This is a genomic window from Kitasatospora sp. NPDC096077, assembly GCF_040303245.1.
Lineage (GTDB): Bacteria > Actinomycetota > Actinomycetes > Streptomycetales > Streptomycetaceae > Kitasatospora.
This window is the reverse complement of sequence record NZ_JBEOSV010000009.1, coordinates 116,324-129,432: the sequence shown is the minus strand read 5'-3', so window position 1 is coordinate 129,432 and position 13,109 is coordinate 116,324. Positions and strand designations below refer to the sequence as shown.

General features: G+C 73.7%; 13 protein-coding genes. 12 read left to right on the top strand and 1 reads right to left on the bottom strand.

What is annotated here, in order from left to right; genetic code table 11:
* Positions 1-124 precede the first annotated feature (124 nt).
* The 6 genes from ABTZ03_RS11850 (at position 125) to ABTZ03_RS11825 (ending at position 7,219) form a co-directional block, all read left to right on the top strand.
* Positions 125-1,096, top strand: a complete 972-nt coding sequence (locus ABTZ03_RS11850; RefSeq protein WP_350512763.1) for an ABC transporter permease — start codon at positions 125-127, stop codon at positions 1,094-1,096.
* Between the two features lie 68 nt (positions 1,097-1,164).
* Positions 1,165-2,919: an ABC transporter substrate-binding protein gene (locus tag ABTZ03_RS11845; RefSeq protein WP_350512762.1), complete on the top strand. Its 1,755-nt coding sequence runs from the start codon at positions 1,165-1,167 to the stop codon at positions 2,917-2,919.
* A 106-nt stretch (positions 2,920-3,025) separates the two neighbouring features.
* The gene (locus tag ABTZ03_RS11840) at positions 3,026-4,018 is read left to right on the top strand and encodes an ABC transporter permease (protein WP_350512761.1); all 993 of its coding nucleotides are present in this window, start codon (positions 3,026-3,028) and stop codon (positions 4,016-4,018) included.
* Positions 4,019-4,065: 47 nt separating this feature from the next.
* The gene (locus ABTZ03_RS11835; RefSeq protein WP_350512760.1) at positions 4,066-5,841 is read left to right on the top strand and encodes a dipeptide ABC transporter ATP-binding protein; all 1,776 of its coding nucleotides are present in this window, start codon (positions 4,066-4,068) and stop codon (positions 5,839-5,841) included.
* Positions 5,842-5,949: 108 nt separating this feature from the next.
* Complete coding sequence (locus ABTZ03_RS11830) at positions 5,950-6,390, top strand: cytidine deaminase family protein (RefSeq protein WP_350512759.1); 441 nt, start codon at positions 5,950-5,952, stop codon at positions 6,388-6,390.
* A 265-nt stretch (positions 6,391-6,655) separates the two neighbouring features.
* Complete coding sequence (locus ABTZ03_RS11825; protein WP_350512758.1) at positions 6,656-7,219, top strand: EF-hand domain-containing protein; 564 nt, start codon at positions 6,656-6,658, stop codon at positions 7,217-7,219.
* 96 nt (positions 7,220-7,315) lie between these two features.
* Here ABTZ03_RS11825 and ABTZ03_RS11820 read toward each other — a convergent pair whose 3' ends face one another.
* Positions 7,316-8,353, bottom strand: a complete 1,038-nt coding sequence (locus ABTZ03_RS11820) for an EamA family transporter (protein ID WP_350512757.1) — start codon at positions 8,351-8,353, stop codon at positions 7,316-7,318.
* A gap of 133 nt (positions 8,354-8,486) precedes the next feature.
* Here ABTZ03_RS11820 and ABTZ03_RS11815 point away from each other — a divergent pair, with 133 nt between their 5' ends.
* From ABTZ03_RS11815 to ABTZ03_RS11790, 6 genes are all read left to right on the top strand, one after another.
* Positions 8,487-8,975, top strand: coding sequence for a gamma-glutamylcyclotransferase family protein (locus tag ABTZ03_RS11815; protein WP_350512756.1), 489 nt, complete (start codon positions 8,487-8,489; stop codon positions 8,973-8,975).
* A 206-nt stretch (positions 8,976-9,181) separates the two neighbouring features.
* Positions 9,182-10,420, top strand: a complete 1,239-nt coding sequence (cbiE, locus tag ABTZ03_RS11810) for a precorrin-6y C5,15-methyltransferase (decarboxylating) subunit CbiE (RefSeq protein ID WP_350512755.1) — start codon at positions 9,182-9,184, stop codon at positions 10,418-10,420.
* On the top strand, positions 10,417-11,178 hold the full coding sequence (cobM, locus tag ABTZ03_RS11805; RefSeq protein ID WP_350512754.1) for a precorrin-4 C(11)-methyltransferase: 762 nt from the start codon (positions 10,417-10,419) through the stop codon (positions 11,176-11,178). The genes cbiE and cobM overlap by 4 nt, the downstream gene beginning before the upstream one ends.
* Positions 11,175-11,942, top strand: a complete 768-nt coding sequence (locus ABTZ03_RS11800) for a cobalt-precorrin-6A reductase (protein WP_350512753.1) — start codon at positions 11,175-11,177, stop codon at positions 11,940-11,942. The genes cobM and ABTZ03_RS11800 overlap by 4 nt, the downstream gene beginning before the upstream one ends.
* Positions 11,943-11,997: 55 nt before the next feature.
* On the top strand, positions 11,998-12,498 hold the full coding sequence (locus ABTZ03_RS11795) for a DinB family protein (RefSeq protein WP_350512752.1): 501 nt from the start codon (positions 11,998-12,000) through the stop codon (positions 12,496-12,498).
* Between the two features lie 60 nt (positions 12,499-12,558).
* Entirely contained in the window at positions 12,559-13,083 is a 525-nt protein-coding gene (locus tag ABTZ03_RS11790) for a protein-tyrosine phosphatase family protein (protein ID WP_350512751.1), read from the top strand.
* The last annotated feature ends 26 nt before the right edge of the window (positions 13,084-13,109 follow it).

The window sequence follows — 13,109 nt, the reverse complement described above, 5'->3', positions numbered from 1 at the left end:
CTCGGACGCATCCGATCTGATGTCGCTCGAACGGCCGCCGGGAAACCCCTGGGGCCGGTTCGGAAATGCCCACCAGCGCACCCTCACCCATGGGGCGGCGGAGAATTCGGGGAGTACGCCTCACATGGCAGCGGTCGACACAGTCGCAGTTTCCGGCACGGCCTCCGGGCCCGCCGCCCCGAGCCTGCCGCGCCGGATCCTGCGCGACCGGACCGGCGCCGTCGCGGCCGCCGTCGTGCTGCTGTTCCTGGTGCTCGCCCTCGCCGCTCCGCTGATCGCCGCCCTGTACGGCAAGAACCCGGTCGAGCACTACGGCCAGAACGCTCCGGGCCTGCTCAGCGACGGCGGCCTGCCGATGCTGCCGAACGGCGGGATCTCCGGCGAGTTCTGGTTCGGCCTGGAACCGGGCCTCGGCCGGGACGTGTTCACCCAGTTGCTCTACGGCATCCGCACCTCACTGCTGATCGCCCTCGCGGCGGCCGCCGTGACCACCACGCTCGGCGTGCTGGCCGGGGTCGCGGTCGGTTATCTCGGCGGAATCGCGGACCGGCTGTTCGGCTTTCTCGCCAATGTGCTGCTGGCCTTTCCGACGCTGCTCCTGCTGCTCGCGCTGAGCCCGGTCATCCAGTCCCGACTGGTCGACCCGGGCACCGCGGAGCCGGAGTGGATGCAGTTCCTGGTGCTGATCCTGGTCTTCTCCGCGTTCGGCTGGATTCCGCTCGCGCTTTCCCTCCGGGCCACCGTCCGATCACTCCGGGAAAGGGATTTCGTGCAGTCCGCCCGGGCGCAGGGGGCGAGCCGGTTCCATGTCGTCGTCCACGAACTGCTGCCGAACGTCCGCTCCCAGCTGCTGGTGCACGCCACCATGGCGGTGCCGACCTTCGTCGCCTCCGAGGCCGCGCTGTCCTTCCTCGGCGTCGGCGTCACCGAGCCCGTCCCCGACTGGGGCCGGATGATCGCGCGCGGCTCGGAGGTGTTCCAGGCCGACCCGACCTACCTGGTCTTCCCCGGCGCGGCGCTGCTGCTGTTCGTGCTCGCCTTCAACCTGCTCGGCGACGCCGTCCGGGACGCGCTGGACCCGCGTCGCGGCCGCTGAACCGCCGTCCTCCGTCTGCCTTCCCCTTCCCTTTCCCGCCCGCTCGACCACTCCTGAGGAATTTCGCCATGCGCTGGACCAGACCGTCGCTCGCCGTCATCGCCACCGCCCTGCTGGCGACCTCCTGCTCGGCCGGCGCGGGCAGCACCGGCTCCGCCGCGGGCGGGGCCCCGGCCAAGGAGACCTCCCCGCTGACCGCCGCGCTCGGCACCGAGAAGGACAGCGCCGGTCCCGCCCCAGCCGTCCCCGGTGCCCGCCCGGGCGGCACGGTGAACGTGTACAACAGCGTCGAGTTCCGCCACCTGGACCCGCAGAAGGTCTACGCCGGCGCCGCCTACAACGCCTCGCTGCTCTGGGGCCGCCAGCTGACGCAGTATCAGATCGTGGACGGCAAGGCCAGGTTGGTCGGCGACCTGGCCACCGACACCGGCACCGCGACCGACGGCGGGCGCACCTGGACGTACCGGCTCAAGGAGGGCGTGGCCTGGGAGGACGGCAAGCCGATCACCGCCCAGGACGTCAAGTACGGCATCGAGCGCACCTTCGGCAAGGGCTACGAGGTCGGCCCGCCGTACTGGCCGCAGTGGCTCACCGGTGCGCCCGACTACGAGTCGGCGCGGGCCAAGTACGCCGGTCCGCAGTCCGGTGACCTCGACGCGATCGAGACCCCGGACGCGCGCACCGTCGTCTTCCACTTCCCGCAGCCGCAGGCCGACGTGCCGTACATGGCCGCCCAGTCCTCCTCCTCGCCGGTGCGCCGCGACAAGGACACCGGGACGGACTACGACCGGCTGCCGTTCGCCACCGGCCCGTACCGGATCGTCGAGCACGTCCAGAACACCCGCATGGTGTTGGAGCGCAACCCGGCCTGGAAGGCGGAGACCGACCCGGTCCGCAACCAGTACCCGGACAAGTTCGTGTTCACCTACGGCAAGGAGACGCTCAACCTCAACCAGCAGATCCTCTCCGGGCGCGACGGCGGCGCCGACGCCACCACCGCCGCCGACACCCTCTCGCCCGAGCTGTACCAGACCGCCGACACCGACCCCAAGGCGAAGGAACTCGTCGTCTCCGGCCGCCAGGGCGCCTTCGTCACCCAGCTGGTGGTCAACAACGAGCGGGTACCGGACGTCGAGGTGCGCAAGGCGCTGAACCTGGCCTACCCGCGCCAGCAGGCCCGGCAGGTGCAGGGCGGCTCCCGGATCGGCGAGCTGGCCAGCACGCTCAGCTCGCCGGCGCTGATCGACTGGCAGAAGTACGACCTCTACCCGGCCAAGCCCGAGGGCGACCCGGAGGCCGCCAAGGCCGAGCTCGCCAAGGCCAAGCAGGCGCCGGCGAGCCTGACCTACGCGTACAAGAACACCCCGAACGGGCAGCGGGTCGCCCAGGTGCTGGTGGACGGCTTCGCCAAGGCCGGCCTGACCGTGGTGCCCAAGCCGATCGACCCCAAGGCCTACCTGGACGAGGTGCACCGCGCCGACTCGCCGTACGACCTGTTCGAGGAGACCAGCTCGGTCGACTGGCCGACCCCGTCCACCCTGATCCCGTTCTCCTTCGACGGCCGGGCCGGCGGCGACGTCAACTCCGCGCGCTACCGCAACCCGGAGGTCGACAAGGAGATCGACCGGATCAACCAGATCGGCGAGCCGCGCGCCAAGGCCAAGGAGCTGTACGCGCTGGAGCAGACCGTGATGAAGGACCTGCCGGTGCTGCCCTTCGCCTACCCGACCACCGACCAGCTGCGCGGCAGCAACGTCGGCGGGGCGTTCATCCACCCGATCTACGGGACGGTCGGGCTGACCTGGCTGTACCTGAAGTCCTGAGTCCGAACACCTGAGGCGGTGGGGACCCGGGCCGGGTCTCCACCGCCTCCGCCGCCTCGACCGCTTCCACCGCTTTCCTCCCCGTCCCGTCGACCCCGGATCGGCCATGCTCTCCTTCGCCCTGCGGCGGACCCTCCAGGCGCTCGGCGTCCTGGTCACGGTCTCCGCCGCCGCCTTCGCCCTGTTCTACGCCGCGCCCGCCGACCCGGCCCGGGCCGCCTGCGGCCCGCGCTGCGACAGCGGGCAGATCGCCGCGGTGCGCCAGAGCATGGGTCTGGACCAGCCGTTGCTCGCCCAGTACACCGACTACCTGGTCGGCGTGGTGGCCGGGCGGGACATCAACGACGTGGACGGCTCGGTCATCCACTGCGCGGCCCCCTGCCTCGGATACTCCTACCGACTGCACCAGCCCGTCACCGAGGCGCTGGCCGACCACCTGCCGGTCACCCTCTCGCTGACCGCCGGGGCGCTCGCCGTCCTGCTGGTGCTCGGCCTCGGCACCGGGTTCGTCTCGGCGCTGCGGCACGGCCGCCGCACCGACCGGCTGCTCTCCGGCTTCACCCTGGTCGGCGCGAGCGTGCAGATCTACTTCCTCGGGTACGTCGCGCAGTGGGCGCTGGTGTACTCGACGGGCCTGCTGCCGCTGCCCTCCTACACCCCGCCGGGCGAGGACCCGGCCGCCTGGGCGGGCGGGATGCTGCTCCCCTGGCTCGTCCTCGGTTTCGTCAACTCGGCCGTGTTCGCGCGGCTTTCGCGCTCCCAGCTGCTGGAGACGATGAACGAGGAGTATGTCCGGACCGCCCGCGCCAAGGGGCTGGGACGGCTGCGCGCCCATCTGAAGTACACCTCGCGCGGCGCCGCCGGGCCGCTGGTCCAGCTGCTCGGGCTGGAGGCCGGGGTGCTGCTCGGCGGGGCGGTGATCACCGAGACGGTGTTCGGGCTGAACGGGATCGGGCGGTTCGCCGCCCAGGCCGTGTCCGGACAGGACCTGCCGGCCGTGGTCGGCACGGTGCTGCTGGCCGCCTGCTTCGTGGTGCTGTTCGTCGCGCTGGCGGACCTGGCGGTGGCCTGGCTCGACCCGCGCATCCGGCTGAGCTGAAGGGAGCCGATTCGATGAAGTCTCTTGATTCCCAAAGGGGTCGCGCGATGGATGCCGAGCCGGTGCTCAGCGTGCGGGACCTCACGGTGACGTTCGCCGATCCGCGCGGCGGCGACCCGGTGACCGCCGTCCGGGGCCTGTCCTTCGACCTCGGCGCGGGTGAAGTCCTGGGCCTGGTGGGCGAGTCGGGATCCGGGAAGTCCACCGTCGGACTGGCCGTCCTCGGCCTGCACGACCCGCGGACCACCACCGTCAGCGGCTCGATCCGGCTCGACGGACAGGAGCTGGTCGGCGCCGGGGAGTCGGTGCTGCGCGGGGTGCGGGGCGGCCGGGCCGCGCTGGTCTTCCAGGACGCGCTCACCTCGCTCAGCCCCTTCCACGGCGTCGGCGCCCAACTCGCCGAGATGTACCGGCTGCACCACCCGGGGGCCGGGCGCGCCGAGGCCCGGCGCCGGGCGGCCGCGATGCTCGACCGGGTCGGCATCCCGGCCGCCCGACTGCGCGACCATCCGCACCGGTTCTCCGGCGGGATGCGGCAGCGGGTGATGATCGCGATGGCGCTGATGAACGACCCCCGACTGCTGATCGCGGACGAGCCGACCACCGCGCTGGACGCCCGGGTCCAGCGGCAGGTCCTGGACCTGCTGGGCGAGTTGCAGCGCGAGCACGGCACGGCCGTCCTGCTGGTCAGCCATGACCTCGGGGTGGTCGCGGGGACGACGGACCGCACCCTGGTGCTGCGCGGCGGGGCCGAGGTGGAGTCCGCGCCGACCGGCGAGCTGCTGGCCGCCCCGCGTCGGCCGTACACCCGTGCGCTGGTGGGTGCGGCACTGCGACTGGACTCCGTACCGGGCAGCGCACTGCCGACAGTTGACGATCCGTCACCTTCGCGAGTGTTCGCGCCCAGGCCCGCGGCGGGGGCCGGGGCCGTGGCGGGGACGGACGCCGGGACCGGGGGCGTGGCGGGGACGGACGCCGGGACCGGGGGCGTGGCGGGGACGGACGCCGGGACCGGGGCGGGCGCGGGGGCGGCCGAGCGGCCGGGGCGGTGGCTGGTCGAGGTGGAGCAGCTCTCGGTGCACTTCCCCGGACGGCGGCGCCTCCCCTCGCTGCGGGCCGAGCCGGTCCGGGCGGTCGACGAGGTCAGCCTGCGGATCGCGCCGGGCGAGACGCTCGGACTGGTCGGCGAGTCCGGCTCCGGGAAGTCCACCACCTCCCGGGTGCTGGCCGGACTGCAGCGGCCGACCGGTGGGCGGGTGCGGTACGACGGCCAGGACGTCACCCGCCCGGACCGGGAACTGCGGCGGCGGCTCAGCCGGGAGATCCAGCTGGTGTTCCAGGACCCGTACGCCTCGCTCAACCCGCGCCGCACCGTCGGCCAGACCCTCGACACCCCGCTGCGCCTGCACACGGCGCTGGACGCGGCGCAGCGGCGGGAGCGGTCGGCCGAGCTGCTGGAACAGGTCGGGCTGTCCGCCGCGCACCTGGACCGCTACCCGCACGAGTTCTCCGGCGGGCAACGGCAACGGATCGGCATCGCCCGGGCGCTGGCCCCCGAACCGCGGCTGATCATCGCGGACGAGCCGGTCTCGGCGCTCGACGTGTCGGTGCAGGCGCAGGTGCTCAACCTGCTGATGGAGCTGCGCGAGCGGCTCGGTGTCGCCTTCCTGTTCGTCTCGCACGACCTCGCGGTGGTGCGGCACTTCTGCGACCGGGTGGCGGTCATGCACCGGGGGCGGCTGGTCGAGTCGACCGACCGGGACCGGCTGTTCGGCGCACCGCACACCGAGTACACCCGGGAGCTGCTGGCGGCGGTGCACTGAGGGCAGCGGGGCCGCCGGAGAAGGGGTTCACCCAAATGGTTGGCACGATCGGGACCCGAACGGTCATGCTCGAAGTGTTTCGGGTTTGACCAGGAGGGACTGAGGATGATGTCCGGCATCCATCACGAGGCCGTCGATCACACGGCCGACGACCGTGAGGCCGTCGACCAGGAGCTCGTCGAGGCGGCCCTCGAAGTGGCCCGGCGGTACTCGCGGGGCGACAACCACACCGTCGCGGCGGCCGGGCGCAACGCCGACGGGCGGATCATCACGGCGGTGAACGTCTACCACTTCACCGGCGGCCCGTGCGCGGAACTGGTGCTGATCGGGGCGGCCGCCGGCCAGGGGGCGTACGACCTCACCACCGTGGTGGCGGTCGGCGACCGCGAACGCGGGGTGATTCCCCCCTGCGGGCGCTGCCGGCAGGTGCTGCTCGACTACTTCCCGAAGGTCGGCGTCATCGTCGGGGAGGGCTCCGGCCTGCGCACCCTCCCGATACCGGAGCTGCTGCCGGCGACGTACGTCTGGGCCGACCACCAGGAGGACTGAGCCGGGCGCGGGCCGGGGCGGCGGGGCGGAGTACGGGCGGGGACGGCGGGGCGGGGAGTGCGGGCGGGACGTGCGGTACGGGGGCAATTGTTCGCCCCTCGTTCGGATGCGCGGGCGTGGCTCAAGGCGTTAGCGTGCTGGCGACGTGACGTCGCTCAACGCACCGCGGAGCCGGAGCCGGAGTGGGACCGAAGCCGGGGTCGGGACCGGAGCCGGAGCCGGGACCGGAGCCAGAGCCGCGGGGATCGCCACCGGAGGGGGCACATTGTCGGACGACCTGCTCATCGCGAAGATCAATCACGGTTTCGACCACCTCGATGCCGACGGGGACGGGCTGCTCACCGAGCGGGACCACGTACTGATGGGCCACTCGGTCGCCCGCTCGCTCGGTCACCAGGAGGGCTCGGAGGCGGAGGCGGCCATCGTCCGCGCCTACCTGACCATCTGGCACGACCTGCACCTGGCCGGCCGGTCCACCGGAACGGAGGCGATCACCCGCGAGCAGTTCGTCGCCTCGACCGGCGCGCTCGCCGACGACCCGGTCGCCGCCCAGGAGACCATCGGCGCCCTGGCCGAGGCCTTCCTCGCCGTCGCCGACGCGGACCGCAGCGGGACGGTGGACGCCGGCGAGTTCTTCGTCTTCCAGCGCGGCCACTTCGCCGGCCTCTGCCGCGACGACGCCGACGAGGCCTTCCGCCACCTCGACCGCGACGGGGACGGAACGCTGTCGGCGGCCGAGTTCACCGGCGCGATCGTCGAGTACTGGACCAGCCGTGACCCGGAGGCACCGGGGAACTGGTGGACCGGGAAGCCGCCGCACACGATCTGACCTGCGGGTACGGGCCGGCCGGAGCTGTAGACCGGCCGGCCGGTCTACAGGTCGACTACTGCCGCCCGGGCCGCTCCGCGCGGCCCGGGACCGTGCTCAGCTACCAGCGGACCGCCCCCACCTGGGACGCCGCTTCCCCGCACCCTGCTGCCCCGGGCGTCGACTGACGCTCACCACCAGGCACACCCCGACCACCACGATCGCCCCGCCCGCCAGCGTCGGCCCGGTCAGCGGCTCGGCCAGGATCAGCCAGCCCAGCAGCACCGCGACCACCGGGTTCACGTACGCGTAGGTGCCGACCAGGGTCAGCGGGGCGGAGCGCAGCAGCCAGGAGTACGCGGTGAAGGCCAGCAGCGAACCGAACAGCACCAGGTAGCCGAGGGCCAGCCAGGACCGGCCGGAGATCGCCCCGAGGTCGAGCCCGTGCTGCTCGCCGCGGGCCAGTCCGACCACCAGGTCAGCGAGGCCGCCGGCCAGCATCTGGTAGGCGCTCGCGGCGAGCACGTTGCCCGGCATCGGGAGCTTCTTGCTGACGAACGAACCGGACGCCCAGCACAGCGTGGCGCCGATGATCACGATCACCCCGAGCGGCTTGATCGACCCGCCGATCGCGGGGGCGGACAGCACCCCGAGGCCCACCAGGCCGAGCAGCACCCCGGCGAGCTCGGCGGGCTTCGGGCGCTCGCCGCCGCCGAAGGCCGTCAGCACGACCATCCAGAGCGGGACGGCCGCCACCAGCAGCGCGGCCAGTCCGGACGGGACGGAGGTCTCGCCGAGCACCACCAGGCCGTTGCCGCCGGTCAGCAGCAGGAGGCCGACCAGCGCGGCGGAGGCCAGCTGGCGGCCGCTCACCCGCAGGGCGGCCGGGCCCTGGCGGATCAGCAGGAAGCCGACCATCAGCAGGCCGGCGGTGAGGAAGCGGGCGGCGGCGGAGAAGAACGAGGGCATCGTCTCGACCGCGATCCGGATCGCGAGGTAGGTGGAGCCCCAGACGACGTAGACCACCGCGAGGGCCAGCCAGACCCCGCCGGAGAGGCGGGCGGTGGGGGCGGCGGCGGTGCCACCGGGGGTACTGGGGGCGGCAGGAGTGCTCCCGGGGGTTGTTGCCGGTGACGGGGAGGCGGGCGATGTCATGTGTGTCCCCCTAGGACGGTGCTGGCAGAACATCCGATATGACAGCGCATCCACCACCCCGCGCGCCAGTGGGTTCCACGGATCGATCGGCAGGACGTACCGTGGGCGCTCCCCCAGCGAGGAGGTCGAACCCGTGTCCGCGTCCGAGCAGGCCCCACCGGCCGGGGCGGCGGCGCTGCCGTTCTTCGTGTACGGCACTCTGCGCAGCGGCGGCCACAACCATGCCGCCCACCTGGCCGGGCGCTGTGCCGAGATCCGTCCGGCGGTGCTGGACGGCGCGGCCCTGCACGACGGACCGGGGTTCCCGTACGTGGTGCCGGACCCGGACCCCGGGCGCCGGGTCGTCGGCGAGCTGATCACCGTACGGCCGGACGCGTACCCGGGGGCACTCGTGGCGCTGGACCGGCTGGAGGAGTGCCGGGCGGACGGTACGGGACTGTACGTGCGCCGGCGGTTGACGGTGCGGACGGCGGCGGGCGAACGGCGCGAGGCGTGGGTCTACCTCGCCGGGCCGGCGGCCGAGGCCCGGCTCCGGGCCCGGCCGGCCCTGATCGCCTCGGGGGACTGGGCGGACCGGTGGGGGCGGGCGGGTGAGAGCGGGCGGGTGACGGGTGACAGCTGACAGATTTCAGCGAACGGATTTCAGATGTTGAAATCTGTTCTCTGAAAGTTGTCAGCTGAAAGTCGATCGTTGAAAGCTGTTCACTGAGAGCTGTCCGCCGGAAGTCGTCGCCCGCTGCTCGGCTGCCCTCACCTCGCCTGAGTCCGCCCGAATCCGGCCAGGTAGGCTGCCCCGGCCAGCAGGAACGAACCACGAGGAGCCACCCGGTGCCCGAGCTGCCCCCTCCGATCACCGTCGTCGGGATCGGGGCCGACGGCTGGTCCGGCCTCTCCGCCGTCTCCCGGGCCGCGCTGGAGTCCGCCGAGGTGGTCATCGGCAGTCCCCGACAGCTGGAGCTGCTCCCGACCGACGCGGTCACCGCCGAGCGGGTCGCCTGGCCGTCCCCGCTGCGCCCGGCCGTCCCCGGCCTGCTCGCCGAGCACGCCGACCGCCGCCTCGCTGTGCTGGCCAGCGGCGATCCGATGTTCTTCGGCATCGGCCGCACCCTCGCCGAGACCGTCGGCCCCGAACGGCTGCGCGTCCTGCCGCACCCCTCCGCCGTCTCCCTCGCCTGCGCCCGGCTCGGCTGGCCGCTGGAGGCCACCGAGGTGGTCAGCCTGGTCGGCCGCCCGCTGGACACCCTCGCGCTCGCCCTCCACCCCGGCCGCCGCCTGCTGGTGCTCAGCGCCGACGCCACCACCCCGGCCACCGTCGCCGCGCTGCTCACCGAGCGCGGATTCGGCACCGCCCGGCTGCACGTGCTGGAGCAGCTCGGCCACACCGAGGAGCGCCGGCTCGACGGCCGCGCCGAGGACTGGCCGCACCCGCCCGGCGCCCCGCTGAACCTCATCGCCATCGAACTCGGCGACGGTCCGCGCGGCTCGCTCGTCCCCGGCCTGCCGGACGACGCGTACGAGAGCGACGGCCAGCTCACCAAGCGGCACGTCCGCGCCGCCACCCTGGCCACCCTCGCCCCCTCCCCCGGCGAACTGCTCTGGGACGTCGGCGGCGGATCCGGCTCGATCGCCGTCGAGTGGCTGCGCGCCCACCGGGACTGCCAGGCCGTCAGCATCGAGCGCGACCCGGTCCGGGCCGAGCGGATCGCACACAACGCCGCCCGGCTCGGCGTGCCCCGACTCCGGGTGGTGACCGGTCGCGCCCCCGCCGCGCTCGCCGAACTCCCCACCCCCGACGCCGTCTTCATCGGCGGCGGGCTCACCGCCCCCGGCCTGCTGGAGAGTTGCTGGGCCGCGCTGCGCCCGGGCGGCCGGCTGGTCGCCAACACCGTGACGCTGGAGTCCGAGGCGCTGCTCACCGAGTGGTACCGGCGGCACGGCGGGGAGCTGGTCAAGCTGGCCGTCGCCCACGCCGTCCCGGTGGGTGGCTTCACCGGGTGGCGGCAGGCCATGCCGGTCACCCAGTGGTCCGCCGCCAAGCCCGACACCCCTCAGGAGGACGCCTCGTGACCGTCTACTTCATCGGAGCCGGCCCGGGCGCCGCCGACCTGATCACCCTGCGCGGCCAGCGCCTGCTGGCCCGGGCCGAGGTCTGCCTGTACGCCGGCAGCCTCGTCCCGCGCGAGCTGCTGGACGAGTGCCCGCCCGGCGCCCGGCTGGTCGACACCGCGCAGCTCACCCTGGACCAGATCATCGCCGAACTGGTCGCCGCGCACGAGCAGGGCCGGGACGTGGCCCGGCTGCACTCCGGCGACCCGTCGGTCTTCTCCGCCGTCGCCGAGCAGATGCGCCGACTGGACGCGGCCGGCGTCCCGTACCAGGTGGTCCCCGGGGTGCCCGCCTTCGCGGCCGCCGCGGCCGCGCTGAAGCGGGAGTTGACGGTGCCGACCGTCGGCCAGACCGTCATCCTGACCCGGATCGCCAAGCGCGCCACCCCGATGCCGGAGGGCGAGGACCTCGCCACCCTCGGCCGCAGCGGCGCCCTGCTGGTGCTGCACCTGGCCGCCGGCTACGTGGACGACGTGGTCGAGCAGCTGCTGCCGCACTACGGCGCCGACTGCCCGACCGCGGTGGTCGCGATGGCGAGCCGCCCGGACGAGCTGGTGCTGCGCGGCACGCTGGCCGACATCGCCGGGCAGGTCAAGGCGGCGGGCGTGGTGCGCACCGCCGTCATCCTCGTCGGCCGCACCCTCGCCGCCGAGCAGTTCCGCGACAGCCACCTCTACTCGGCGGACCGCGAGCGCCCGCACGAGCCCTGCGGCGCATGACCCGGGACGGCCGAAGCCGCCTCCCCGCCCACGTGCTGGTCCTGGGCGGGACGACGGAGGGGCGGGCGCTCGCCGCGGCGCTGGACGGGCGGCCGGGCCTGCGGGTGACCAGTTCGCTGGCCGGGCGGGTCGCCCGACCTCGGCTGCCCGTAGGGGACGTGCGGATCGGCGGCTTCGGCGGCCCGGACGGGCTGGCCGCCTGGCTGCGCGCCGAGGCCGTGGACGCCGTGGTGGACGCCACCCACCCGTTCGCCGCCGGGATGTCGCACAACGCCGCCCTCGCGGCCGCCGCCACCGGCGTACCGCTGCTGGTCCTGCGCCGTCCCGGCTTCGCCCCCGTCGCCGGGGACCGCTGGCACCGCGTCCCCTCGCTGGCGGCCGCGGCCGAGCTGCTACCCGGCCTCGGGCGCAGGGTCTTCCTCAGCTCCGGCCGACAGGGCATCGCCGCCTTCGCCCACCTGGACCGACTGCACTTCCTGTCCCGGTCGGTGGACCCGCCCGAGCCACCGTTGCCGGCCTCGCTCGACGTCCTGCTGGACCGCGGCCCGTTCACCCTCGACGGCGAACGGGCGCTGCTGCGCGAGCACCGGATCGACGTGGTCGTCACCAAGGACAGCGGCGGCGCCGCGACCGCCCCCAAGCTCACCGCCGCGCGCGAACTCGGCCTGCCCGTGGTCGTGGTGGAGCGCCCGCCGGTACCGGACGGGGTGCCGGTCGCGCCGGACGTCGAGCAGGCGGTCCGCTGGCTGGAACGGCCCGCGTAGATCCCACCTGGTGGAATTGCCGGACGGCCGGCGGACCGTCCGACAGGATGACGCGATGACCGACGACCGCACCACCACGCTGCGCACGGCCGACGAACGGGCCACCCTGGCAAGCTTCCTGGACTACCAGCGGGACACCCTGGCGATGAAGTGCGCCGGCTTGACCCCCGAACAACTGCGCGCCCCCGCGCTGGCGCCCTCCGGGCTCTCCCTGCTCGGACTGGTCCGCCACCTCGCCGAGGTGGAGCGCGGCTGGTTCCGCAACGTGCTCAACGGCGAGGACCGGCCCGGCTTCTGGAAGCACCCCGACGGCAGCTTCGCCGAGTTCGACGCCGAGAGCGCCGACCCGGCGGAGGCCTTCGCGATCTGGCGCGGCGAGTGCGACCACGCCCGGGAACTCGTCGCCGCCGCGGAGTCGTTGGACGTCCTGGGCCGCTACGGCGAGGAGGTCTTCTCGCTGCGCTGGATCCTCACCCACATGATCGAGGAGTACGCCCGTCACAACGGCCACGCCGACCTCCTGCGCGAGCACCTCGACGGCAGCACGGGCGAGTAGCCGCACGAACGAGCAGCCGCACGGGCGAGCAGCCGCGTCGGCGGGCCGGAAGGAGCAGGTATGCGGACCCGCCAGAAGGAACGGGGCACCCCCGGGCCGTCCGAGCCCTGGAACGAGGTCGTCCCCGGCCTCTGGATGGGCGGGCACTACTGCACCCCGCCCGGCGGCGAGCTGGAACCGGTGGTCGTCGGGCGGCAGTTCGACCTGGTGGTCAGCCTGTTCACGCTCCCCGGGCACGGCCCGGCCGCCGGAGTGGAACACGTCGTCCGGGAGGTGCCGGACGCCCCGCTCTCGCCCGGCCAGTTGCTCGCCGTCCAGGAGGCGGCGGAGTTCACCGCGTCCGCCGTACGCCGTGGCCGGCGGACGCTGGTGCGCTGCCGCTCCGGCTACAACCGCTCCGGTCTGGTGGCCGCGCAGGCGCTGGTCCACCTCGGGCACGAACCGGCCGGGGCGGTCCGGCTGGTCCGGGAGCGCCGGTCGCTCTGGGCGCTGAACAACCCGGTGTTCGTGGACTACCTGAACACCGGGTTGGACGTGGCGATCCTGCTGACCGGTCTCAGCGACGCGGGCCGGTCGGCGGACTGACGGTTCGACGCACGGAGATGTGACTG

What these genes read in the sequence shown, in the direction of transcription:
- ABTZ03_RS11845 (WP_350512762.1), top strand. Translation starts at nt 1,165, where the DNA reads ATGCGCTGGACCAGACCGTCGCTCGCCGTCATCGCCACCGCCCTGCTG.
- ABTZ03_RS11800 (WP_350512753.1), top strand. Translation starts at nt 11,175, where the DNA reads ATGACCCGGGACGGCCGAAGCCGCCTCCCCGCCCACGTGCTGGTCCTG.
- ABTZ03_RS11830 (WP_350512759.1), top strand. Translation starts at nt 5,950, where the DNA reads ATGTCCGGCATCCATCACGAGGCCGTCGATCACACGGCCGACGACCGT.
- ABTZ03_RS11840 (WP_350512761.1), top strand. Translation starts at nt 3,026, where the DNA reads ATGCTCTCCTTCGCCCTGCGGCGGACCCTCCAGGCGCTCGGCGTCCTG.
- ABTZ03_RS11835 (WP_350512760.1), top strand. Translation starts at nt 4,066, where the DNA reads ATGGATGCCGAGCCGGTGCTCAGCGTGCGGGACCTCACGGTGACGTTC.
- ABTZ03_RS11790 (WP_350512751.1), top strand. Translation starts at nt 12,559, where the DNA reads ATGCGGACCCGCCAGAAGGAACGGGGCACCCCCGGGCCGTCCGAGCCC.
- ABTZ03_RS11820 (WP_350512757.1), bottom strand. Translation starts at nt 8,353, where the DNA reads ATGACATCGCCCGCCTCCCCGTCACCGGCAACAACCCCCGGGAGCACT.
- ABTZ03_RS11850 (WP_350512763.1), top strand. Translation starts at nt 125, where the DNA reads ATGGCAGCGGTCGACACAGTCGCAGTTTCCGGCACGGCCTCCGGGCCC.
- ABTZ03_RS11795 (WP_350512752.1), top strand. Translation starts at nt 11,998, where the DNA reads ATGACCGACGACCGCACCACCACGCTGCGCACGGCCGACGAACGGGCC.